Source organism: Paenibacillus xylanilyticus (assembly GCF_047246825.1).
In the GTDB taxonomy this organism is placed as follows: Bacteria; Bacillota; Bacilli; order Paenibacillales; family Paenibacillaceae; genus Paenibacillus; species Paenibacillus xylanilyticus_B.
Genome location: NZ_JBFOLB010000001.1, coordinates 728,750 through 753,055, shown reverse-complemented (window position 1 = coordinate 753,055; position 24,306 = coordinate 728,750). Strand labels below are relative to the sequence as shown.

At 40.9% G+C, this 24,306-nt stretch carries 19 protein-coding genes and 4 pseudogenes; 11 read left to right on the top strand and 12 right to left on the bottom strand.

Annotated elements, in window-relative coordinates; all coding sequences use genetic code 11:
- Window positions 1-96 precede the first annotated feature (96 nt).
- The 6 genes from AB3N00_RS03100 (at window position 97) to AB3N00_RS03075 (ending at window position 7,400) form a co-directional block, all read left to right on the top strand.
- Window positions 97-1,767 carry a hypothetical protein gene (locus AB3N00_RS03100; RefSeq protein ID WP_413033245.1) on the top strand — a complete coding sequence of 557 codons (1,671 nt, stop codon included), beginning with the start codon at window positions 97-99 and terminating at the stop codon, window positions 1,765-1,767.
- Complete coding sequence (locus AB3N00_RS03095; protein WP_413033244.1) at window positions 1,754-2,032, top strand: hypothetical protein; 279 nt, start codon at window positions 1,754-1,756, stop codon at window positions 2,030-2,032. The genes AB3N00_RS03100 and AB3N00_RS03095 overlap by 14 nt, the downstream gene beginning before the upstream one ends.
- A 132-nt stretch (window positions 2,033-2,164) precedes the next feature.
- Window positions 2,165-2,707, top strand: coding sequence for a sigma-70 family RNA polymerase sigma factor (locus AB3N00_RS03090; RefSeq protein WP_413033243.1), 543 nt, complete (start codon window positions 2,165-2,167; stop codon window positions 2,705-2,707).
- Window positions 2,689-4,101 (top strand): hypothetical protein, encoded by a 1,413-nt coding sequence (locus tag AB3N00_RS03085; RefSeq protein ID WP_413033242.1) that lies wholly within the window; start codon window positions 2,689-2,691, stop codon window positions 4,099-4,101. The genes AB3N00_RS03090 and AB3N00_RS03085 overlap by 19 nt, the downstream gene beginning before the upstream one ends.
- Before the next feature lie 91 nt (window positions 4,102-4,192).
- Window positions 4,193-6,697 carry a WG repeat-containing protein gene (locus tag AB3N00_RS03080; protein WP_413033241.1) on the top strand — a complete coding sequence of 835 codons (2,505 nt, stop codon included), beginning with the start codon at window positions 4,193-4,195 and terminating at the stop codon, window positions 6,695-6,697.
- A gap of 304 nt (window positions 6,698-7,001) precedes the next feature.
- Window positions 7,002-7,400: an RDD family protein gene (locus tag AB3N00_RS03075; RefSeq protein WP_413033240.1), complete on the top strand. Its 399-nt coding sequence runs from the start codon at window positions 7,002-7,004 to the stop codon at window positions 7,398-7,400.
- Between the two features lie 500 nt (window positions 7,401-7,900).
- Here AB3N00_RS03075 and AB3N00_RS03070 read toward each other — a convergent pair whose 3' ends face one another.
- Window positions 7,901-8,767, bottom strand: a complete 867-nt coding sequence (locus AB3N00_RS03070) for a helix-turn-helix transcriptional regulator (RefSeq protein WP_413033239.1) — start codon at window positions 8,765-8,767, stop codon at window positions 7,901-7,903.
- A gap of 23 nt (window positions 8,768-8,790) precedes the next feature.
- Here AB3N00_RS03070 and AB3N00_RS03065 point away from each other — a divergent pair, with 23 nt between their 5' ends.
- Window positions 8,791-9,501 (top strand): DUF4386 domain-containing protein, encoded by a 711-nt coding sequence (locus AB3N00_RS03065; protein WP_413033238.1) that lies wholly within the window; start codon window positions 8,791-8,793, stop codon window positions 9,499-9,501.
- An 846-nt stretch (window positions 9,502-10,347) separates the two neighbouring features.
- Here AB3N00_RS03065 and AB3N00_RS03060 read toward each other — a convergent pair.
- Window positions 10,348-10,551 (bottom strand): hypothetical protein, encoded by a 204-nt coding sequence (locus AB3N00_RS03060; RefSeq protein ID WP_413033237.1) that lies wholly within the window; start codon window positions 10,549-10,551, stop codon window positions 10,348-10,350.
- A 126-nt stretch (window positions 10,552-10,677) separates the two neighbouring features.
- Between AB3N00_RS03060 and AB3N00_RS03055 the strand changes: the two genes are divergently transcribed.
- Complete coding sequence (locus AB3N00_RS03055; protein ID WP_413033236.1) at window positions 10,678-11,331, top strand: hypothetical protein; 654 nt, start codon at window positions 10,678-10,680, stop codon at window positions 11,329-11,331.
- Window positions 11,332-11,487: 156 nt separating this feature from the next.
- Here AB3N00_RS03055 and AB3N00_RS03050 read toward each other — a convergent pair.
- The 6 genes and pseudogenes from AB3N00_RS03050 to AB3N00_RS03025 all read right to left on the bottom strand — a co-directional run.
- Window positions 11,488-11,833: pseudogene (locus tag AB3N00_RS03050) on the bottom strand (cupin domain-containing protein).
- 175 nt (window positions 11,834-12,008) lie between these two features.
- Complete coding sequence (locus tag AB3N00_RS03045; RefSeq protein WP_175398565.1) at window positions 12,009-12,563, bottom strand: DUF4825 domain-containing protein; 555 nt, start codon at window positions 12,561-12,563, stop codon at window positions 12,009-12,011.
- Window positions 12,560-13,234, bottom strand: coding sequence for a permease prefix domain 1-containing protein (locus tag AB3N00_RS03040; protein ID WP_413033235.1), 675 nt, complete (start codon window positions 13,232-13,234; stop codon window positions 12,560-12,562). The genes AB3N00_RS03045 and AB3N00_RS03040 overlap by 4 nt, the downstream gene beginning before the upstream one ends.
- On the bottom strand, window positions 13,231-13,581 hold the full coding sequence (locus AB3N00_RS03035) for a PadR family transcriptional regulator (RefSeq protein ID WP_175398567.1): 351 nt from the start codon (window positions 13,579-13,581) through the stop codon (window positions 13,231-13,233). The genes AB3N00_RS03040 and AB3N00_RS03035 overlap by 4 nt, the downstream gene beginning before the upstream one ends.
- A 701-nt stretch (window positions 13,582-14,282) precedes the next feature.
- Window positions 14,283-15,869 carry a glycoside hydrolase family 32 protein gene (locus AB3N00_RS03030; RefSeq protein WP_413033234.1) on the bottom strand — a complete coding sequence of 529 codons (1,587 nt, stop codon included), beginning with the start codon at window positions 15,867-15,869 and terminating at the stop codon, window positions 14,283-14,285.
- A 782-nt stretch (window positions 15,870-16,651) separates the two neighbouring features.
- Window positions 16,652-16,884: pseudogene (locus AB3N00_RS03025) on the bottom strand (DapH/DapD/GlmU-related protein); the annotation flags it as partial.
- 895 nt (window positions 16,885-17,779) lie between these two features.
- Between AB3N00_RS03025 and AB3N00_RS03020 the strand changes: the two are divergent.
- Window positions 17,780-17,872: pseudogene (locus AB3N00_RS03020) on the top strand (transposase); the annotation flags it as partial.
- A 272-nt stretch (window positions 17,873-18,144) separates the two neighbouring features.
- On the opposite strand, the gene AB3N00_RS03015 reads toward AB3N00_RS03020, so the two are convergent.
- Window positions 18,145-18,906: a YheC/YheD family protein gene (locus AB3N00_RS03015; RefSeq protein WP_413033233.1), complete on the bottom strand. Its 762-nt coding sequence runs from the start codon at window positions 18,904-18,906 to the stop codon at window positions 18,145-18,147.
- A 197-nt stretch (window positions 18,907-19,103) separates the two neighbouring features.
- Between AB3N00_RS03015 and AB3N00_RS03010 the strand changes: the two genes are divergently transcribed.
- Both AB3N00_RS03010 and AB3N00_RS03005 read left to right on the top strand, forming a co-directional pair.
- Window positions 19,104-19,919, top strand: a complete 816-nt coding sequence (locus AB3N00_RS03010; RefSeq protein WP_413033232.1) for a DUF6492 family protein — start codon at window positions 19,104-19,106, stop codon at window positions 19,917-19,919.
- Window positions 19,920-19,930: 11 nt separating this feature from the next.
- Entirely contained in the window at window positions 19,931-21,310 is a 1,380-nt protein-coding gene (locus AB3N00_RS03005) for a sugar phosphate nucleotidyltransferase (protein ID WP_413033231.1), read from the top strand.
- A gap of 468 nt (window positions 21,311-21,778) precedes the next feature.
- On the opposite strand, the pseudogene AB3N00_RS03000 reads toward AB3N00_RS03005, so the two are convergent.
- The 3 genes and pseudogenes from AB3N00_RS03000 to AB3N00_RS02990 form a co-directional block, all read right to left on the bottom strand.
- Window positions 21,779-22,209: pseudogene (locus AB3N00_RS03000) on the bottom strand (alcohol dehydrogenase catalytic domain-containing protein); the annotation flags it as partial.
- Window positions 22,210-22,450: 241 nt separating this feature from the next.
- Window positions 22,451-23,434 carry a family 43 glycosylhydrolase gene (locus AB3N00_RS02995; RefSeq protein ID WP_413033230.1) on the bottom strand — a complete coding sequence of 328 codons (984 nt, stop codon included), beginning with the start codon at window positions 23,432-23,434 and terminating at the stop codon, window positions 22,451-22,453.
- A 28-nt stretch (window positions 23,435-23,462) separates the two neighbouring features.
- The gene (locus AB3N00_RS02990; RefSeq protein ID WP_373461373.1) at window positions 23,463-24,281 is read right to left on the bottom strand and encodes a carbohydrate ABC transporter permease; all 819 of its coding nucleotides are present in this window, start codon (window positions 24,279-24,281) and stop codon (window positions 23,463-23,465) included.
- Between the last annotated feature and the right edge of the window lie 25 nt (window positions 24,282-24,306).

Sequence of the window (24,306 nt, the reverse complement as noted above, 5' to 3'; positions counted from 1 at the left end):
TTTGAACATAAATTCAGGACATTTGCGAAGCTGTGTACCGAAGATTTCCTTATACGGCATGCCAACAAGGGATTATACAAGCGGTCTTTGAAAGATATGGATAACGGTGTGAGTGTGCAATATACGTGGAATGCATCCTCAGTAAGTTGTCAATTGAGCGATGGAACCCTGTGTACGCTGGAAGATACGCTGGATCATTGGGCGTGTTCCTGTCCGTCAGAACATGTCTGCAAACATGTTCTGATCTCCATCCTGTATTATCAGCGTGAACAACAGACGGACGAAGATGCTACAGGATCTAATAAGACGAAGGCGGAACAACTTGAAGCAGGTTCTGACGAGTCAAGTGCCAATTCCCTCGGTATAGGAGCGGAAGCGGGAGCTACGAATATGGTATCCCGTTTCCGCTGGATGACGGAGTATGACCTGTCCACATTAATGAAATCGTACAGCTCTTCAATGATCGAAGAGGTTTTGTTCAGGTTGCGGTATCCCGAGCAGATTGAAATTTTGGAGGATTCACTCCTTACGGTACGACTTGTAAGACAAGACATTGAGGTTTCATTTACCGAGGAACCGAGCCTGGCCAAGGCTCTATGCAAGGTGAAACAGACCGCCGGAAATATGGCGAAGCTGGAAGCTTTACTGCGATATAGAAGACAACATAATGTGGACGATACGGAAGCATTAAGCGGAAAGGTATATGAAGCCAAGTTTTCCATTCATACCGTTCGCGAATGTCGGGGCATGCTTACTGGTATGTTAAATACAGGACTCGCAAGGCTGCCTCAAACCTATATGGCTCAGCTCGAGACATTGGCTATTGCGGCTCATAGTGGCAACCTTCCTGACGTTGAGCGCAGTTTACGAGGAATTCAGGGTGAATTGCAACTGTTTTTTAACCGGCATATCCGTTTCTCCATGCAGTCCATGCTTGATCGGATCACCAAACTGTATCTCGCGCTGGAGGTGTTGGAGCAGGAGAACGTATCTGCGTTTAAACAGAGTCAGCTCATAGGCAGTTTTCGCAGTAAATACTTCACGGTTCCGCAGCTGCACTTGTACGGTCTGGGGGCGGACGCTTGGGAGACTCGGTCCGGTTACCGCGGAATAACGTATTATTTCTACTGCCTCGATGACCAGGAGATGTATACGTATAGTGATGTCCGAGCCGTATACTATGACGATCAATCGTTCTCCTACTCAGAGCACTATGGAGCATATACTCCCTGGTTATCCAACGTAACCTTCCGTCAATTTGTCGGGGAAGAGCTGCAATTTCACACGGTAAAAGTGAATGAAGACCGCAGGCTCTCCTCCGGGGAAGGGGCGAAGCTAGAAATAATGACGCGAACAGAAGTGGAAGATGTGAATCTGGGCAAATTCAGGCAGGATGTATCTTCTGTACTCCTTGAGGATTCCCGGATATTTGATCTCTTTACACCACCGAAAGAGCGTCTTGCGATCCTTCGGGTGGCCAAAATCGTGGATCACAGCTTTGATAAACAAACCCAGAATCTTATTCTGACGATTGAAAGTGAAGACGGAGAGCTGCTTCCCCTGACGTTCCCCTATTCAATGGACTGGCAAACGATGTTTCAGCGTCTCGAGTCAGGGTATGGAGCCGCTTCACTCGAACACTTTTATGCTTTTGTTCGAATTGAACAGAGCAAGTTCTATCCGATCAGTTTCCTGAAGGGTCAAAAGGTAATCAGCCTGAAACTGGATTTGGGTTACGGAAGGATGGGGAGACTTGGAAGACTATAGTCAGTTCATACAGCAGGTAGGCAGTTGGGCTGAAGAACTGCTGCTGCGGGGAATATCCCAATTTACACTGAGGGATGTGGAAGTACTGGAACAGTTCCTCGAGGAGACCAAGCGGTTCCAACTAATGTTTCTTCAGGAAGTGGTTGAGCCAATGATTATGGAGGGACGTAATCTGGCTCTCGGAAACGGTGATGAAGAGCTCTTGCTGCGATATTATTGCCGGTTAACTCAATATGTGCAACTAAGCGTTCAGGAAACATTCTGAAGCGCACCGAAAGATTTGTAGAAGCGTATGCCTCTGCAAATCTTTTTTTGTGGATTGTGAGTAAATTGGAATTTTAAATCGAATTTAAGTAGGAGTGCTATTTTAAGCTAATGAGAGGAGGAATGAACATCGATGAGTGAGGAACAGATCAGGGAAGCAGTCGCAAGGCGCGATCCTGGTGCCATGACGTGGGTTATGGATCATTACGCGGGTTTACTGTGGAAGATCATTTATTCCATATTACATAAGGCATCGACAGAAGATATAGAAGAGTGCGTGGCAGACACCTTTTTTTCTTTTTGGCAAAATCCACTAGCATTCCAGCCTGAACGTAGTAGTCTAAAAAATTATCTTGCAACCATCGCTAAGCACAAGGCGATTGATCGATATCGAAAATTGAACCAAAGGAGTGAACTTCTGTACGAAGAAAGCATCCATGTTGTTGAAACAGAAGATACACTCTCTCAGATCATCAGCCGAGAAGAACAGAATGATTTACAGCAAGCCATTGAAGCGTTCCCTGAACCGGATCGAGAGATTATGAAACGCCGGTTTTACGATGGGCAAAAGCCTAATGAAATCTCAGAAGCATTATCCCTACAAGTTAGACAGGTCCACAATAAAATTTACCGTTCTAAAAAGCACCTGCGAGATTGGTGGATGAAAAGAAAATAAAGGTGGTGATTTACATTTCACGTTCAAAGGATCATTTAACTGAACAAAATCTAATGAATATCAAGAATATATTTTATGAGAAGGCTGGGCTTCAAGTAGATGCTCAAAGTCAAATAAAAAATTCGAAAACATCCTCGAATAGTAAAATGAGACATAAGATCATCTATATTTCTGCTGCGTCCGTTCTATCCTTAACGGTTGTTACTGGTGCAGCAGCAGCCTTAGGGGTTATTGATCTGTCATCCGTTCTCCGCTTTCTGAGTGCGGATCGAATTAATATCCTTCAACCAGTAAACAAGCTAAGTGAAGATCAAGGCATACGGATGCAGACACTTGGTGCAGTGAGAGATGGAAATACTGCGGAAATATATGTTTCTTTCACGGATCTTACGGAAGATCGAATTGATGCCACACTTGATATATATAGCTATCATGTATCTGGTGGTCAGGCAAATAACGCTCAGATCGTATATTATGATGCCGAAGAAAAAACAGCGGTTGTACGATTTCTGATACAAGGAAAAAAACTGAAGAGCCGGATGACGTTGAGTGTAAGTTCATTTTTGTCTGGTGCATCCAAAGATGAGAATTATGATGTAAAACTTAATCTTTCCAAACTTTTAAGTACGCATCAACAGAATGACTACGTTACCCTGAATCAAATGAAAGACGATATAAGCGGGTGGAGCGGAGAATCCTCAAAGATATTTGATGAAGAGGGTTCAATTCATGTACTGCAACGTGACGAAACTCATATTCCTTTGGAGGGAATGGATTGGTTATATATCTCCAATATAGGTTTCGTGGATGAAAAACTGCATATTCAGGTGAATCCCAACATTGAAATGGGCAGTTACAATTATGGTTATTTTTTCTTTACCGATGAGCAAGGTACTCCACAAAATATTCCAATGAATACGATCTATTATGGTTCTTTTATGAAAGACGGTATCGGTTACGGTGGAGACTATATAGAGTATATCTTCGATATATCCGATATCAGTCAACTCGAAAATCTTCAGCTTAAAGGGAAGTTTACTACCTATGATCAGATAATTAAGGGGCAGTGGGAAACAAGTTTTAATTTGAAAGAAGAGGCTTTAAGCAAAACGGGGGATGCTACGGTCCATCTTGATAAAGATACAGATGTCAAAGTAACCGTTTCTTCCGTAGGTGTAACACTGAAGGGTATGGATATGAATCGAATTCCCCTCGAGGATCTTCGTCTGGAGATCTATTTAAATGATGGTACACAGATTACACCAAAAGGAGGGTTTGTGAGGATTGAGGATACTATAACGAAATGGATATCGACCCAGACCATTCCGATACAAGAGGTTAACCACATTATGTTTAACGGTCAGAAAGTAATACTACGCGATAAGATCTCTTAATGTGATGTTAGCAGTTTTATTCGTTCAGATGTCATATCCCGGGTTATGATGCATACCATTAGGCGAATGCGGTCATAAGGGAGGAAACAACATGTCCATGAGCGAGCCGCTGTTAACTCAAATTGTTAAACAACAACTTCCAGCTGGCGCTGCTGTTGTCACTATACTTAAACCTGTCGAACATCCGGCTATCTATGCAGCAGATCTGACCGGAGACGGGATGCCGGAGATTGCTGCGGTATATAAACTGGATGGAGAATTGACATTATTCATTTTGAAATTTGTGCAAGGTCAGTGGACGAAGATGTCTGTCACCAAAGGCATGGGATACAATGTAACCTTGCTCACAGCTGCACCTGTGACATCGACTGCAAGAAACAATCTTATCGTAGGCTGGCAGCTCGGTTCCATCTGGTCCAAACTTGCTGTATATGAATGGACAGAATCAGGGTTAACTGACGTGGCACCAGAAGATCTCTATTTCAGTCATGCCGAGATTATTGATATGCCAGGTCAGCACGGAAGAGATGGAAAAGTGGAGATTGCCCTCTGGACACATGATACAGGGGAGGCTTACCGGGTAGAGATCATTCGGTGGCAAAATGGGAAATGGGTACCCGCCACGGATGTGTACATGTATTACTTTCCCAAGGTCGTCCATTACTATGAACAACTAACCCAGCATTATCCGGATTACACCTTTTACTGGTACTACCTTGCCGATGCCCAGTACCGATCCGGGTTATTGCCCGCTGCACTGATGTCGGTTCAGAAAGCGCTAAGCTTCAATGAACCGTATCCATCGCGTGAAGTGCTGCTTGAGCTGGAGAAACGGATTAAACAGGGCATGGGAGGCAGTCATGTCCGTGAAACGACGTGGTTATTCCCCATATCGGTAAGAACCGTTAATGGAACCAAGTGGGGGTATATGGACGCAGAGGGTCGTATCCGACTGGAACCGGTGCTTGATGATGCACGTGATTTTCAGCCAAATGGTCTGGCAGTCGTTGTTAAGGACGGAAATGCAGGCGTTATTAATCTGAATGGGCAGTATGTGGTTCAACCTGTATACGATTCCATTAATGCGTTCGCAGAAGAACGGGCAATCGTCATTGATTCTCAAGGATTCAAAATGATCAATGAACAAGGTCATGTGCTAACCAAACGGGCATATCCGTTTATTGCGGATCTGAAGGATGGACGTGCGCTTTTCTATGATACTTCCGGAGATCAGACAGGTGGGGATGTGAGTCGTTACGGCTACCTGGACGCTGCTGGCAATGAGGTGATCCGGGCACAATTCGTATCAGCCTACGATTTTAGTAACGGAAAAGCCGTTGTTCAGATCAAGGACAATGAGTTTGCACTCATTGATCGTAATGGGCAGAGACTGGCGACATATCCTTACGCGTATGTGGGTCCTCTTGGAGATGGTTTACTGGCATTCCAGAGGGAGACCTCGGGAAAATACGGATACCTGGACGAACGTGGTCAGGTCCGAATTGAACCGAAATTTACTTCAGCCTTTCCGTTCAGCGGCGGTCACGCCATTGTGAATACAGCGGAGGATTACAAGTCGATCTATGGTGTAATCAATTCGCAGGGAGCATTTGTCATTCAACCCGGCTACAACGACATTCGAGATCTGGGGGAGCAGCGATTTGCGCTGGGGCAAGCGATTGACCCGGAACAGCCTTACGTAGGCTCTGTGTATGCCATTGCAGATGTCACCGGGAGGAGACTTACAGAATTCATATATCGCGATGTCAGCAATTATAGAGGAGGCTTAGCCTCTGCATCGGATGGAAGACAGACGGTTCTTCTGGATCTGAGCGGGCGACCTGCACCAGGTTTTCCGCGTGTGGAAGGGTCAGGTACACTCGAAGTTGTGGCACCGGATTTGATCAAGGCGAATGTAGATCAGCGCTTATCCTATGTCAATCGTGCCGGGCAGATCATTTGGCGGCAAAATACGATCGTTCCGCTTCATCCGCCTTACCGTGTACGTGAAGAGAAGTATAAACCGAATCCCGATTACCTCGTCTACTACCCGCAGGTGGAAGGGTTAGCCGATCAAGCCGCACAACTAGCACTTAATCTGAAATTGAGGACCTTGTCTCAGATCAAACCGATACCTGCCGACCAGAAGCTGGACTATAGCTATACCGGTGATTTTGAACTTACGTTCTACCAGCAACAGCTGCTGCAGCTGCAGCTCACGGGATATAACTATCCGTTCGGTGCTGCACATGGCATGCCAACGATGATCTATGCGATTATTAACCTCAGTAGTGGACAGATGTATGAACTGAAGGACTTATTTAAACCCAATAGTGATTATGTAAAAGTATTGAGCCAGATTGTGGGGGATCAGATCAAGAATGATCCGCAGTATTCTTATGTATTTCCGGATACCTATGAAGGGATTAGTCCGAATCAGCCTTTTTTTGTTACGGCAGATGCGCTGCATCTTTATTTCAATCCTTATGATATTGCTCCATATGCGGCGGGATTTCCAACGTTTACGATTCCTTTTGCGCAGATCAGAGATATCATTAATACCAAGGGCTCGTTTTGGAGAGCGTTTCATATGTAGGATAGTGTTGTATCCTAACCTCGTTGTGAGGCCATATGTTCAATATGGCTTCTTTTTTTGTTGTTAACCCACAAATTTGTACCCAATGTTGTCGTAAAAATCCTCATATACGCATGCAGTTGGGGAGTTGGAGGGTGCGTATGAATGCAAATGATTAGTTTGCTAGAAATGACAAAAGGGGGCCGTAAGAATTTATCCTCCTTGAAAGGGTGTTCATGGTTATACTTTCTGATGATACACATAAATTTAATCATTCCATTTGGAGAGGAGTTTGTGCAATCTAACGCAGTCTGGAGGAATTATTTTGTATAACGCAGGTTTTTGGATCAGACTTGGTGCAGGAATTTTGGATGGTCTGATTATTGCATTGCCATTAGCCGTGATAGCAGGAGTGATTACGGGAAACTTTGATAGTAATGAACCGATCGCGAATGTATTGAGTTCATTGTACTCCATTTTTTTACCCGTGTTTTGGAATGGCCGCACAATCGGCAAGCGCATATGCGGAATTCGAATTCGTAAATACGATACGCATGAATCACCTGGGATTGGTGCAATGTTACTACGAGTTGTAGTTGCAGGGATTCTCTATGCACTCACTTTAGGAATCTGTTTTATTATCAGCGTGATCATGGTGGCAGTACGTGAAGATAAACGTGCGCTTCATGATTTTATTGCGGGAACAGAAGTGGTTTGGGATTGATTAAGAATTTAGGTCATACTATTCTTAGTGAGTTGAAGAGAATTACAGTGAGAATGACGACGAATGATTGAAAGGATGCTGTCGAGTGAAAAAAATATATTCGTATTAAAGTCGCTATCACAGCGGCTTTTTTGTTGTTGCAGCATCATTATTTAGATCTGTAGACCAGTAAAACGTTTCTCTGAAAAAGTGCAAAAACTCTAAATAAATACATTTCACACATTTATCCATATGATATTAAAAGTTTCCCGGGGGTTATATCTTGAAAAAGCCACATTATTCCATGCCGATTGGTTAAATTCATCCATAAAAAGCAGATAACGATTTCGTATATTTTGATAGATGACATGCATGCATCACGCAAGAGGTACCTTTTGGGTTACAGCAAGATCTGGAAAGTGTATGTTTAGCCATTATGTTATCTTTTGTTCATCCAATCCAAAACGTAAACAGGAAGGAGAGATTAACAAAAGAAACCTCGTTACCGTAAAGCGTCATGATTAATCTGAATCGATAGGTAGCTTTTTAATAGGTGCGTAAATGTGATAGACAGAATCAAGATTATGTATGTCATCAAAAAATTGTATAAGTTCAATATGTGACTCGTCTGCTTCCTGCCTAGAAATCTTTAAAAATCTTGCATAATCTGTTTTGAGAACATCACCTATATCTAGGAGGTCACCAGAATATTTGAACCTGGCACAGAAGAGCGGTGGGACATCAACAGTAAAATAGAAAGGTTTATTGATTCGAATATCATATGGGATCCCAAATAGAACCTTAAAGCGGGTTGAATTGGGTTCACAATTCGAATAAATGACAAAACATGAACCGGTGACGGTTTTATCCATTTCATTTAACAGTTTGAGCGAATGAGACCGAATCTTCGTCTTGTAATCATCGGTTGCCAGGTCAACCTCAAAGGCGATGCCGCTCACCCGTATTGATTCGAATTCCATTAGGGTGAAATCTGTAACAATATCTCCATTCATATTTTTGATGGGTCTTCTAACCACAGAAGGCATGGGGGTTTGAGAAATGTGCATTGCTTTTACTCTTTGAGAACTTGGAGTAATACCATATTGGCGTTTGAACGCACGGGTAAAGGATGATTGAGTTCCAAAGTTTAGCTGGTAGGCAATATCAGTGAGTGATAAATGATCGGTTTGAATGTATTGTAGCGACGCATTTAATCTTCTGGAGAGGATGTAGTTATTTAACGTACAGCCCATCATGGCAGAAAAAAGTCTGTGGAAGTAGAATTTCGACATGTTGTTGGACTTAGCCACAGACTCTAATGATAGAGGTTGATCTAAATTATTCTCAATATGGATTAAAGCATTCTCTATGACTTCAAATTGGTCCATAATAACCCCCAGGAGGTAAGTTTATGACACAAGACAGAATAAATGGGATCATCATCGGTATTTTTTACATTGTTGCTGCAGTTACCTCAGTCATCGCTGTTATTTCATATGAGCCGGTACTGTCAGAACAATGGTATTTGGCCGTGACAAATGGATTTAAAACAAAGGTTTTACTTGGAGTCATGAACGATCTCTTGCTCATTCTGACAGCAGTAGGTACAGGAGTTATGCTATTTCCATATCTTCGTCGTTGGAATGAACATTTTGCCCTAGGACATCTGTGCTTTCGATTTATGGAAGCTGTTCTTCTTGTAATAGGTGTGGTGAGTATATTAGGTTTATTACAACTTAGTATTCATTATGAATTAAACCACTTAACAAGTGAAGAAAATCTTCAGGAGATTGGATACATGCTTCAAGCTTTCCATCGATGGACTTCAATGTTAGGTCCCAACTTTATGCTGGGTGTTAATACAGCCTTGTATAGCTATTTGCTTTTTCGAACAGGTTTAGTGCCAAGACGGTTAGCGATCTTTGGTATGACTACAGCTGTACTCGTATTTATAGCCAGTCTGTTAGAAATGTTCGGAATTGTAGAACCGCTGTCTGCAGTAAAAGGAGTTATTGCACTGCCTGTAGGTGTTTATGAGTTGAGTTTGGCAACTTGGTTGATTGTGAAGGGATTTCATAAGCAAAACCTTGAGAAACTAAAAGCGAGAAGAGAGATATTCTAATGTATATTTTGTGGTGAATACATTATTGTTATTGTTGAACATAAGGAGTAAGAAAACCATATACCATATATATTAGGAGGTTTGATTAGATTTATCGCAGTGTAGGTGACGTAGGCAAGGATACCAATAAATCAAATTCAGACTAAGCTGCTTGACGAGAGTTAAGCAGTTTGTTTTAAATAATCAAGGTATTTTTTTGAGCTCAAAGCGTGAAAATGATAACATGATAAAAAAATCACAAAGAGAGGCGATCAAGCAAATTGAACCTGTATTATGGTGCAGGACATTTGAATAGTTTGTTTATTACGTTGGCCATAAATCGTTATAGCAGGAGTAATAATTACAGGTAATGTATTAAATGAACCGATAGACAATGTTGTATTCGCTATATGTTTTTTGCCAGTATTTAGGAAGTGTTCAAAGTGTCAGGTGGATAAATTTTAAATTCATTAAATCAGTTATCAGGAAATTGATGGATGATTGTTTTGTTGCATGAATCATGGGTTGAGGAATGAAGGAATCACAAAGAGAAGAAATATGTTCATTTGGTTGATGGTTGGTTGAAGATCGAGAATTTGAGTTGTTGAGCTAAATTTTTACTTACTATTTCACAAAACTCGTATTTTGTACATATGTCTAATCAGGCACCGAAGTCTTTTGTTGGTACCTCGCTAGTCTACTACTTTGTTATTTTTTACAACCTAATATTTTTCTCCGCTAAAAACTATCTTCAAGTCTAAGTTGAATTTTGACAAAAAAACTGCACCTCCAATTTGTTAGATGGTGTCCAACAATTGGGGTGCAGTTCATAATAGCGACTTCTTCTTCAAATCATGTGTTGATTCTTTAGGAGCCTAACTTCTTCCTTTTCCGAAAGATCACATTGGTCAATGTACCCATTACGGCACTAACTACCAGAGATGCAATCAAAATTTTTACAACAGGCCAAACAAGTGAACTGCCTGTGCCACTTGTCAGATTGACAAGCAAACCTAGCATAGTGATCACAAAGAAAATGATATAATCCCTCTTCCTGAGTTCCTTTAACATAAGATCCACTCCCTTCCTATAATTGGAATTAAATCCTTAAAAAGGGTTTCATTAAATGGGTTAATATGGTATTATATGATTGTACAATCCAATTATACCATATTGTATTACGAAGGGAGCAAGAGAATGAAAAAGTACTTGGTCAGTTTGTTCGCCGCTACATTTATACTTTCCTCGTCCACTGCCGCATTTGCCTCAGCAGACACCACTAACAATGGTGAGGTGACGCCTAGCGTTTCCACTGCCCAATTGGAAGTTCAAGCTAACAATCCAGCTAAGATTAACGAAGCATTGGAATCAGGTCTGGTTGTTGATGAGTCTAATCCAGTAGCTACATATACTTTTGATGACGGAAGCTATATTCAGCTAACATCGTCAGTTTCGCAAAATAGGTCACTTCCTTCTTTAATTGCCCCTGCCGCAAACGGTATTTGGACTGCAGATGTAACACTCAGTGCTCACAGTGCTGTTACTGGCGACACCCTGCTGTTATGGTCTTATACTTTAAAACAAGAGTACATTACTGACGGTAATAAAATCACATGGTACAACTCAGTTCCCTCTACAAGTTTTTACAGTCCGATATGGAGCCTTTGGAATTTGGATGGTGAGGTCGCAGGAGTTGGTCCAGGCCCAAGTAGCGGTACAATACGTGCAACTTCTTCTATTAAAACTAGTTTTGGAATATGGGAAATCAATCCTCAAACTACTAACGGGGAATTGATTTTGAATATCAAAGGCGATGGTAGCTATACATCATCTTCAAGAAAGTGGAGCTAACTCTATCACTACACTAATAAAGACTCGCCTAACGCTGGCGAGTCTTTATTAATTCTCAACGTACAATCTGTATGTAATCGGGAATGACACAATGTTTTTGTCCTTTTCGGCAATGGTACAATGTTCTTGTCCCGCGACAATTGTGTGTTTTTGGTGCTACCAGTTAGCTTTATAGACTTTCTGCTGTTTTTCCAGATATATCGTTAGAGGATTTTCAAAACATAAATTAACCGTTCTTTCAATAGACCTAGTACGATGCATAACATTACGTGGAATAGTAAAAATTTCTCCAAGTTTAAGTATATCGTCCTATCCCTTCCAAATCAATGAAAAGTTCTCCTTCAAGAACCATGAATAACTCATCACAATCTTCATGCTTATGCCAATGATATTCACCATTAATAACAGCAATACGTAGAGCATGATCATTTACTTCATTCACTATCCAGTTTCTATATTCGGATATATCCTTAGTAATGTCATATAAATTAATTTTTTCAATATGTCCTTCTTTCATTTCTTAAGACCCCTTTTTGAGAGTGATATTGTATATTATATAGCTGACTTAGAATTAAGCAGCCGGTCATAACGATTGCTTTCTTGTATTCATTCAACTAACGTTTCCCGTTAGCTCAATCTTTGCAATCAATCTAATTTCATAGATAATAATCAACCATTTAGTACAACGTCTTCATTCCCATTTCCACGTATTTAGAATCTTCTAATTTACTTTGAAATTCAGTTCTCCATTTATTAGGGGAATTAATTAATGGAGAGTCAGCTTGCCCCTGCAACATTTCTGCATCTTCTCTAGATACTACATACGATAAGTCAGAAAATGTATAACGAATCTCCTGCAAGTTATCAATTAATGCAAAGGTTGCTGTTGCATTATATATTAATGAACGTTCCAACAGTTCTGGTGTGATGTCGGCAGTAGAAGATTTATATAATATATTTGCTGCCAGCTTATCAGGAAAGAGCTCAAGTTCACTCTCAATATTCCCTAGTGGAAGAGAATGAATTAGGCCCGATAAATTCCCCGCGTTACCCATGTATTTATTTTTATATCTGATGGATTCTTCAATATTGTGAGTTAGAGGGTCAGTCTGTTGAGCTGCATAGACTTGATCTTCGCGTTCCATTCTCGGCAATAGGATTCCATAAACGGTGACAAAGAGAATAATCCCTATCATAGCTAGAACAAAATTTGCTGTGTTTTTTTTATTCATAAAGATTCACCTACCATATGTTTTTGTTTCACTTTCAATGAAGCTTGGAACAATAATGGAATAATAACAGTAATTAAGGGCCAAATATAATGGGTTGCAAGAACTGCAAACTGATAAGGTCCTAGTATCTGAATACCTCTTCCAAACCATATATCGCTTCCAAAATGGATAGCTGTCGTGAACAACGATTGGATAAGGAAAAATACAGTCCAAATAGCCCAAGCTATATTGCGATGACGCTTATTCGAGACATCATGAGAGATAGCTAGATCTTTATTATTTTGATTTAGATTAGTTTTCTTAAGATAACTTATATAACAAACTGCTGCCAAAATCGGCAGAATGACGCTTAAGAGAATACCTGCTTGTTTGATAAGACTTAAAGGTATAGTTAGAACCCAAGCAATTAAAAAATAGAGCGCTGCGGTTTGAAGAAGTTCCGCTTTGTATTTATTCACGTAATATGGAAAATGCCCCTCCACCAAGCCGTCTACACTCTTGATACTACTTTTTGCTTCTTGTACTGCAACTTCGTATTTCATACCATGTGCTGTCAAATCATGTACTTTGGCTTCAAGATTGCTTAGAATCTCATTTCTAAGTTCTTGCACTTGCCGAGTCTTTTTATATCCGGTAAATAGATGGTCTACATATTTTTCTAATTTGTTCATTCTGCTCCCCCCTCTGATTCAATTAATTGATCAATTAACTTTTTGGCATTTTTCCATGCTAAGAGATTATGTAAATATACTTCATGACCAGAAGAAGTAACTGTGTAATATTTACGCCTACCTCCATGGCTTTCATCTCCCCAGTACGATTTTATGTGACCATGGGATTCCAATCTTTTGAGGCTCGTATAAAGTGATGGTTCTTTCAATTCATACTGACCATAACTATATTTCGAAATAGCTTTTATAATTTCATAGCCATAGTTATCTCCTTCGGTTAAAACCCGTAAGATGATCGTATCCATGTTACCGCGAAGCAAATCTCGGCTGATACTGCTTTCTGTCATTTTGTTCACCCCATTTACATCGTACCACATATTACTATGTATCACAAAGTAATTTACAATGATAAGTAAATTCATCTTAGAACAAACTATAACTACTACCGGTTTTCTGTTTTAGTAATGACTGCCAACTAAAAGTAACTAAACGCTTTGAATAGCTGTCCTGGTGCAATGCTTTTTAAATTAACCTGCCCGTTAGTTTAATTAAACAGCTAAGAATTAAAATCGACATTGGTACCATGTTTCAGCAATGGAACTGAGTTCTGTGCTTTTATCTCGCTACATGAGTTCCATCATCCAACTGTTTATATACCTACCTAATCCGAAATGACACAATGTTTTTGTCCTTTTCGGCAATGGTACAAAGTTCTTGTCCTCATTAGGGGACAAGAACTTAGTTCCTTAAAACAAAAAAGCCGCTAAATAAGCGACTTTGAATGGAACAATGTTCTTGTCCATTTCAGCAATGGTACAATGTTCTTATCGCGCGACATCGGAGGACAAAAATATTGTTCCATTGTTCATTGTTGATGTTAATTTGCTCCCTTCACTCTTTTTATAAAAAAAGAACCGCTAGTCTCATCTCATTAGAATTAGCGGTTAAGAATTCAATTTTTTTCACAAATGCTTCAACTGATTTTTGAAGTATCTTATATTCATTATTTTGGACACCTATGGGTGCCCAAAAAACTGGGATGTAACCATTAAACTGTAGCATTTCCCCAGATGCTTACCAGATCATTGATTTGAAGCGAAACAATCTTTAGCTCTCCGCCAAGAGTATAGAGTTCTAACCCTCTACTTTCCAAGTCCGGGAAAATCATGTCTGAGATGATTGCTTTTCCTTTATTGCCGAAGACCTCGACACTAGACCAATCAACGTAAATACTCAATTGTATTCGTTCATGCTCTGGCTTCATAGGGGCCTTGTGTTTTGCAGCAAAGTCAGGATGGAAATCAATGTCATTCGACTTTGTCCGATCAATAAACAACTCCTCTTTCAAGATATTATATCCGATAATCGTCTCCTGATTGGCAGACATTCTCACCTTAAACCCAACTTCTATTGCAGTACCGATTTCAAATTCCGCAATAATTTCTGCCTTTTCAGTAGAAATATCAGATAAGATGTTGCTACCTGGCTTAATCGTTAAGTCTTTCAGAGACTTAATCGGTTTTCTAAGTTGACTTAGCTCACTTACAGGTACTTGAATTAAGCGAATTCCTTCCGGATATGTCTTAAGCTGAATCTCTCGGGGGATTGACATTTGGCCACGCCATTCCTTTGAAGGAAGAGCGGTGGCATAACGCCAGTTGTTCAACCAGCCGACCCAAATCTTCCTTCCGTCTTCTTTCGGAATGCCATTCCATGTCACGGCGGCGTAAAAGTCAGATCCGTAATCTATCCATCTGATAGCATCTAAAGATTCCGACGTATCATCAAGTGTGAATGACCTACCATCAAAGTTCCCTATGAAATACATCATACCGGAACCGCCAGCTGGTGGTTCTGGATCCTTTGGATTCACACCATTTCTATCCCCAACGCTTAGTATCAGAATCCACTTAGTAATATCAGGTTCCTCATCTACTTGGATTTGTAATAAGTCAGGACACTCAAATACTCCTCGGTGAATACCAGCAATGTCGGAACCGAATTCGCTTGCAAAAGACCATTCCTTAAGATTTGGTGAGATGTAAAATTCGATACGGTCTTTCACAGCAAGAGCCATTACCCACATTGAGGTTTCATCATGCCAGAATACCTTCGGATCACGGAAATCTAGCGTTTTCATTGGGAATAAAACAGGGTTACCTTTATATTTTGTCCAAGTTCGGCCTTTATCTCTGCTATAAGCAATGCTTTGCACCTGTGGTTTTCCATACTGTGCACTGTTGCCATTATTAGTATAAATTGCAACCAATCCAGATCCATTCTCGTTGAAAAATCCGCTTGTATTGTTTTTATCCACCACCACGCTTCCCGAGAAGATCGCTCCATCTTCCCCAGGAAGAATCGCCGGAGGAAGTTCCTCCCAATATACTAAATCATTGCTTACCGCATGCCCCCAATGCATGTTGCCAAAATCAGGTTTAGTATCATGAGGCGTATGTTGGTAGAAAAGGTGATATTCTCCTTCATAGTAAACCATACCGTTAGGATCATTCATCCAATTTTTCTTAGGTGAATAATGTAATTGGGGCCTGTATCTGTTTTTGAAAAATATATTCTCAGATTCTTTACTACTACTCATTTCTCCTGATAAATGTAATTCTTTGATGTTACTCACTCTCCTTTAATTTGATTTAAAATCTTAAATAGAAGTAAAGCAACTAGCTTGACAACTATATTGGAAGATAATTGCTTAGAGTAGCTAACTCAACTCCTATTAACAAAATAATCCAATGAAGTGCATTTGTCAAAATATATTATCTTATTTGCACATATTTTTTTGTTATTGTTGCACATTAAATTTACATTTGCACATTTTTTTGGTGAAATAAGCGAAGTAAACAGCTTTTTATTAAGTTGTTTTAGTCTTACTTCTGTATTGGAAAACTAAATTGTTTACAAATGCACATTAATGATGTCGTTGAAAGACGCTGAACTAAATTAGTGGGGCGAGCAAATTTGAATAAAATTACAATTACTGCTTGTTTTACTTCCCTGCTATAAGACGTGACTGCGTGAACAAGAAGCGTACGACCAAGCCATAGACAAACTGAGTGTAAAAGAAAGAGTACGAAGATCCGTTCAGGGAGAATTGAAGAAAAAAAAGTAAACCAGTTTAACTGTTAAGGGGAAGTGACAAATAACACTGAGCTGAACATACGTTTTCAGGCTCGTGATAGGTGTGCAGGTTATAAAAATAATTACTTCTCAGCATATCTTGAGACTGTAGCTCTGCTTAATAAAGAACATATCCAAAGGAGACATTGTTGGAATAATAGCGTCCATTTAAATTTTATACCACCAATAAATCTTCCCTAAAATAGAGAGCTAACTCATTAGATGTTCTTAGTCTTTCAAATATGCATCACATCTCTTACACCATCAAAGCAAAACCGATATTCAATTTTGCTCGATTTGTTTAATTACTCTCGCTGGGTTGCCACCAACTACCATGTTGTCTGGAACGTCCTTAGTTACAACTGCTCCGGAAGCAACTACGACATTATTACCAATCGTCACACCTGGATTGATATAGCTCTACCACCAACCCATACACTATTACCGATGTTTACTGGCTTTCCATATTCGGGTCCTTTATTTCTTTCCATTGGATTCAGCGGATGTGTAGCAGTTTATATATGGATTGTTTGAAGTGATATATTCACTGTTTAGATATACATCTAATCGTCAATCGGACTATGTTCTTGTCCCTCGACATTTATCGAACGGCTTCTTTCACATGTGATTCACTGTATCTTCACGGATTGACTTAAAACCTTATAGAGACAAGTGACCGTCCTCCACTTCTCCAGACAAATTGCATATCATTTGATACAATGCAGCATTCGAATCTTTGTAGTGCATTCTAATTGTGGTAACTACATGATTTATCTTTTAGTTCATATTGATACCATGTCTTACCTATTTTAACACCTTGATTGGATACACCATATCAGTAAAAAAGCAGATGCCTCTGTTCTGATTAAATTGATTATTATCAGGTAATTCCTCATAGGACCAAAAATCAATCGCCCCACACTGTGCACCATTTGTTTTTTCTAAAAATGATTTGTACTGAGTTAGATGAAGAGAATTGAACTCATACTAGAGATCACATCATTGAACTCACCAATTATTATTCCATTTGTATCCTCTTTCAAGCTTATCTTTAACCTGTTAATTATATCTTCTAAAATATTGTTCATCTTAAGTAGCACTCCATATGTACATCTAATTTACAGACGATGAATTTTTCTGAATTATATCACGTGGAAAGGATAATTGTTGTATTTCTTAAAGACAACTTACACATTTCAAGACGGATCTTCTATTTTCAAACTAACCTGCCCGTTAGCCATCCATGCCCCTCTCGGGGCACCACAGCGTAATGAAAATTTTGATGCGGCGTTTTATACTATTCTTACGGCTGGTGAGGAAGGTCGTTAAGCTGTGGTGTCGCGAACCCATCCGTTAGTCTGACTACAACGGCCATGGTACACCACGGTATGTCGCTCCTTTTTGGAAGCACGCGGGTGTTCGTGGGCTGGCCTAGTTCCTAGGCAGAATGAAAGTGCCGGAAAACGAAAATCCTCGAAAACGCGCAAAGGCAACAAATATCTCTGAGCGGCACTGATTGAAGTCGCCTACTCCATACATCCTAAGAAGCACAGTTTTTAAAAACCACTAAAGCTGGGCTTAGTTTCATGCTGCCATTTCTGGATTTCTGCTAAGAGTAATTTTCGGGATAGATTCACTTTTTTCGCAAAATTCTATGACGACAAGACGGCTGCCAAGTAAGGGTATCTCTCTAAAAGAACAGCTCGGTCCCTGCATAGATTACAGAATAAGAACGGACTGCGGGGGATGATATTGTTATGATTAAAAGAGAAACGTTATTTTGTTTTTTTAGCAGCATGGCGGAAATATTTTATCACCCTTCGATACATTGTCTTATCCTTTAATTGGTTGAAAATATAAGGGTCTGGTTTGACGTTCACCTCAATAATCCAGGGTTTCAAACTCCGGTCCAGCCCAATATCAACGCCGATTTGCTTAAGGTACGGGTATCTTTTCTTCATGTGGCGTGCAATACGTAATCCAAGCTCATTCATCTCCTGGATGAGTTCATTTCTGCGTTTCAGGGATGCATGAGATTCCAGCAGTCTGTGAACATCCATTGGTTTACCACCGCTGTGATAATTGGTCACAATTTTTTTCGGATGACCGAGTCGGCCGATGATTCCTGTAGCCTCCCACTGATTGTCGGGACTTAACTGTATCATGACTCTGATATCAAAGCGCCTCTTGTTGTGCTTAAGCAGATTGATTCCTCTCTGAATGAGATAGCTTCTTTTATGCACCAGACGTACAAGACTTGCATGGAACGAGTCAAAGTTATCAAACGACAGTCGTTTTTGTTCAATCTGATAGGCAAAATTCTGATGACTCAGCATCTCCGCCTTTATGACACCCATTCCGTAAGTGCCAATCTCGGGTTTAATATAAACCATACCGTATCTGCTGATCATGGACCACAGGTTGGCTTTGTTATACCGCTGCGTATCAGGTATAAATGGTTTGATAGAACCATTATTGAGGATCACTTTTGTTTTCAACCATTTGCTTCTTAACGGCTTCAATTTATCAACCCCCATATAACACTTCTCCCTTCAACAAATGAATCGAACCCTGATGTTTCATCAAGATCATGCATTATATGTAATACCGATAAAACAACCCTAAACAAATGCCCTTGTTCGTAAAAATGGTATATTCGCACATGCCCTGACCAAACCAATTTTGCACACATATCATGAACAAGATGTAACCATTTGTCCAAGGAGTTGAGACGATGCCAGTTCAGCATGGAATACAGTTAAAACGTGCGCCTATGATCGATGTTCTTATACCTGCGATCGAAAAAGATTTGAGCACCCTTCCTCAAGTTATCGATAGTATTCGCCGTTATGTGCGGCACCCGATTGGACAGATTTATATTGTTTCCCCGACCAGCAACAAAATCAGAAACCTTTGTTCCCGCAAACACTGCATTTTTGTTAACGAGCGGTCAGTCCTGCCTATCACCAAAAACGATATACACTATCAATCATCCCGCTGGGACCGCTCAGGCTGGTTATATCAACAACTGCTTAAAATGAACGGGGATCACATTGTGAGAGCGAAGCACTTTCTGGTGATGGATGCGGATACGGTGCTCATTAAACCTCATTCATTTATTGTTGAAAATAAGACGGTATTTTACTGTCGCGACTGGAGTCAGCCAGAATATTTCAACACCTACCGCAAGCTGTTAGACATGAAAGCGCCGCGCCCACGCTCTTTTGTCACCCATTATATGCTGTTCGAAAAATCGAAACTCTCTGCTTTGAAAAAGAAAATCGAAACGATCCATCAGCTGCCATGGTACAAAGCGATTATCTCAAATATCAATAAGAAGAAGCAGTTTGGGTTCTCTGAGTATGAAACCTATGCCAATTTTATGTATTCGAAAAACCCGGCCAGCATGATCCTAAAGAGTTCCATGAATAAAAGTCTGAACATGAACGCTTCTTCGTTAAAAGAACAACAAATTCGCAATTTTGCGCTTAAATACCGATCTCTTTCCTTTCACAAACGTAAAATCTATAGCAGAACTCCCCAAGCTTAAGGAGGAAGCCAATGCATATCGTACTGCTATGTGGCGGCGCAGGCAAAAGGCTTTGGCCGCTGTCCAATGAGCTTCGCTCCAAGCTGTTCGTAGATATACTTCCGTCACCTGCAGGCGGAAGAGAATCCATGATCAGCAGAGTATGCCGCCAGCTTGACAGCTCAGGCCTACTGGACTCAACGCTCATCATTTCACATCAGGACCAGACCGACATTACAGCCCGTCATACCAAAGGCAAGATACCCGTCATTGGAGAACCTTTTAAGCGTGGGACTTTTACTGCAGCTGCCTTGGCGACCTTGTATCTGAAATCCTCCGGAGCGGCTGAACCTGACGATATGATTTGTATCGCGCCAGCGGATGTGTTCGCAGATGAGGACTTTTTCAGGAGCTTCAAATTACTTCCGGATATATTGAAACAGACTCATGCCGATATCATTTTAATTGGGACAAGGCCCACATACGCTTCAGAACAATATGGATACATCCTGCCAGGAAGAAAAGAACCTAATGGTTATGCACCGGTTACACAATTCATAGAGAAACCTGAATTGGATGTCGCTGAAACCCTGCTACAGCATGGCGCATTGTGGAATTGCGGGGTGTATGCCTTCTCTCTTGCGTTTATGTTGTCCCATATTGAAAAAAATGGCCTTCCGGTTCATTACGAACAATTGTTAACCCTGTATGAACAGTTGCCTGAACGCAGTTTTGACAAACAAGTTGCTGAACAATCGCAACGGGCTGTTGTATTGCCATATGAGGGTGTATGGCAGGATATCGGGAGCTGGGATGCTCTGTGTGATCAGTTGGATTCCAATGTATTGGGACACGGCAGAATATCCGAATCCTCCCCGGATTCCTACATCGTTAACGAGCTCCCCTACCCGATCCACGTCATCGGAGTCCCAGGTATTATCACTGTCGCAAGTCCGGACGGAATTCTCATAGCCAACAAAAAAGATTCAAATGAAATTAAAGAGCAATTGGGCAGTATTCCACTGCAACCGATGTACGTCGAGGCAACTTGGGGCAGCTATCGCGTCATGGAGAGATCGGTAGAAGACGAAAATACAACCGTAACCACATTGAATATGACGCTTTTCCCTGGCAAACATATCGGATTACGCCATCATCGATTAGGGTGCCGAGCATGGACTATAATTTCAGGCAGTGGGCAGGTGCTTATTAACGGGCAGATCAGGCAGGTGACCACAGGCAATCAGTTTGCGATTACCTTGAATAGCCTCTTTTCTATTCTGGCCGAAACCAGGATGGTAATTCTTGAGGTCCAGCTTGGCGTACCGGAGAATGAGGACAGCATGCCTTATGAAGCAGAGGATTGGAAGGTAATGATTGATCGTGCAGGATCTTATAAATCACCGGATTAATGCACGGAGATTACTTTAAGGCCTTGAAAAAGATCGACAACCAGTTGTAGAATCGTTATTCCCCAGTTAACCGGCAATAGGAACATGTTCTTGTCCCTCGACATTAACTCCCCAGCTTTCTAGAAGTCTCTCTTGATGCAACCGCCAGTTGATTAAACAAAAACAGCAGATCACATTGATCTGCTGCTTTCTTGTTCTGATTGTGCTGTCGTTGTCGGACATATACTTAACTAATTACATTACTTTAACACCTTTTACTCCTACCGGTTATAGGTTCTAAGTAATCTGCCTAAGTGCATTATTTGACAAACACCCAGAACCTTAGATGCTATTTAGTAAATATTATAAGCGATTAAATTTATTTAATAAGCGAAACTAGCGTATTTATTTCATTATCTATCGACAAAATATTTTCCCGGATCTTCTCTTGATTCCCCCAACATACTTAACTGCCGTCGCCTTCTACATAGAGAAGGTTAAACCAATGACCCTCCCACCGAAGAGCTTTGCAATTCGGACAAGCAACTGTCCAACGCCCCCTGCTGCCGCATGAATTACATCATTCTCCTTAACCGCATAACTATCTTTTGTTAAATAGTGGGCAGTCAAGCCTTGCAGTAAAGCAGAAGCCTTTTTTATCGGCAAATGCAACAAGGTCGCCAACGCTGATTCCTTGGACATTAGCTCCCGTTTATTCAACGACTCCTGCCCCTTCATAACTAAAACCGGGGAATTCCCAGTAAGATGATAGTTTCCTTTCCTTCTATAAATATCTGCAAAATTCAGTCCGATTGCTTTCATCCTTACTCATGTTTCGTCATGCCCGATAACCGGATCCGAAATTTCAAGATATTCTAGTTCTTCCGGTCTCCGAATTTATTAAATATAAGTGCTTTCAATTGAGCGGCCTCCTCTTATATATTTTTCAAGAACTCACTTATTTATGATACGATTCTCCGGGATAACTGGAGCGGCAAGTTTTAAGGCAACTTACCATTACTTGTGGTACGGTTCGGCGTATTATCTGTAGAGCGAAATCGAAGGCACCCAGTAGGGTGCCTTCGATGTTCTTACTGTCTCTCTTTGGCAAGTTGGATAAACGAACTCAAATCCATCAACCAACCTTGTTGGGACACTCGTTCACTGTAAAGAACGTGCAAGTGCTGCAACAGAGCCGCGGAAATCGGGTCTGCCGTCAGCCGTCCACAAAAGCTCTGTCACAAATGTATGGCGATTCGGATCGTATAGCGGATCTCCTATAATGTTCTTGTACGTTCTTGCGTGGAACACAAATAGCGTCTTTTCGTCGGCCTCTGACACCGTGAAGGAATTATGACCGGGACCATACATCGAGATGCTCTCATCTGTCGAGAAAACCGCTGCTTGCGACTTGCGCCATGAGGTGGCATCGAGCAAATCAGCATCCACATCGGCTTCAAGCAGGCCCATGCAATAATTGAAATCAGTAGCGCTAGCCGAGTAAGAAAGGAATACCCGATTACCCTTGCGAAGAAATGCCGCGCCTTCGTTCACTTTATAACCAATGATCTCCCAGTCATATTCCGGCATCGAAATCATCGTTTGCGGCCCAGTCAGCGTCCACGGATTGCTCATTTTAGATATATACAGATTAGAGTTACCTTCGATATTCGGATCCTTTTGTGCCCATACGTAATAACGGCTGCCATTATGCTCAAAGGTAGTGGCATCGAGGGCGAAGCTTTCCCACGCGGTACGAACCTGTCCTCTTTCCGTCCAACTGCCTTCGAGCGGATTGGCATTTTCATTCTCTAGCACGTACATCCGATGGTCGAACAAGCCTTCATTCGTATCCGTCGTATGTGCGGCAGCGAAATACACGTACCATTTGTCATCAATAAAATGCAGTTCAGGCGCCCAAATATTGGCACTAAGGATACCAGTCTCGCGCTTTCTCCAGATCACTACAGGAGTTGATGTAACAAGCCCCTCAAGGTTCTCAGCTCTACGGATTTCAATCCGATCATACTCCGGAACGGATGCTACGAAGTAATAATAACCGTCCGAATGTCGGTACATAAAAGGATCTGCTCTCTGCTCAATTAATGGTTGAATGTCGTGTAACGCTCTTGGCTGGATTTCCATCTTATCACCTGCTTCATCATAATATTTTCTACCCTTTAACAGCCCCTGCAGTCATACCGTCTATGAAATATTTCTGGAAAGCAATAAACAGTATGAAAATTGGAATGATGGAGAAGAAGGAGCCCACGATCAAGAGGTCATAGTTATTGCCATAAGGAGTTAACAACGTTTTCAAACCGATTGGAAGTGTGAATTTACTCTGATCTCCGAGCACCATGAATGGCCACAACAGATTATTCCAGCTATTCATACCATTCAAAATGGCCATTGCCGCAAAGGAAGGCTTCATAATCGGCATAATTAGTCTGAAATAAATCGCATACTCGTTTGCGCCATCAACCCGCCCAGATTGAATAATCTCTTTGGGTATGCTTCTTAGATATTGCCTGAAGAAAAATATTGTCGCGGCATTGGCTATACCCGGCAGAATGATTGCTGAATAGCTATTCACCATTTTCAAATCATTAATTAGGCTGTACAAAGGAACCAGCAGTATTTCGAAAGGCACCATCATAATGAGCAAAACACATATAAAGAGGAAGTTCTTCCCTTTAAAATCATATGCTGCAAAACCATATCCAACAAATGCGCTTACAAAAAGTGTTAAAACTACTTGAACGATTGTTAAAGTCATACTGTTCCAAAACCACACAAAATAATCATGTTCTCCTGTAAACAGATAGATAAAATTGTCAAAACTCATAATACTAAAATCCAAACTTAGGTTAAGACCATATCTAATTAATGATTCACCTGGTTTGAAGGAAGATAGGGCCACTGCATAGAATGGAATCATTATTATAACGAATAGTATAATGAACAAACTAATAATTACTATTCTGGATATGAATTCATTCCTCGTCTGACTTTTG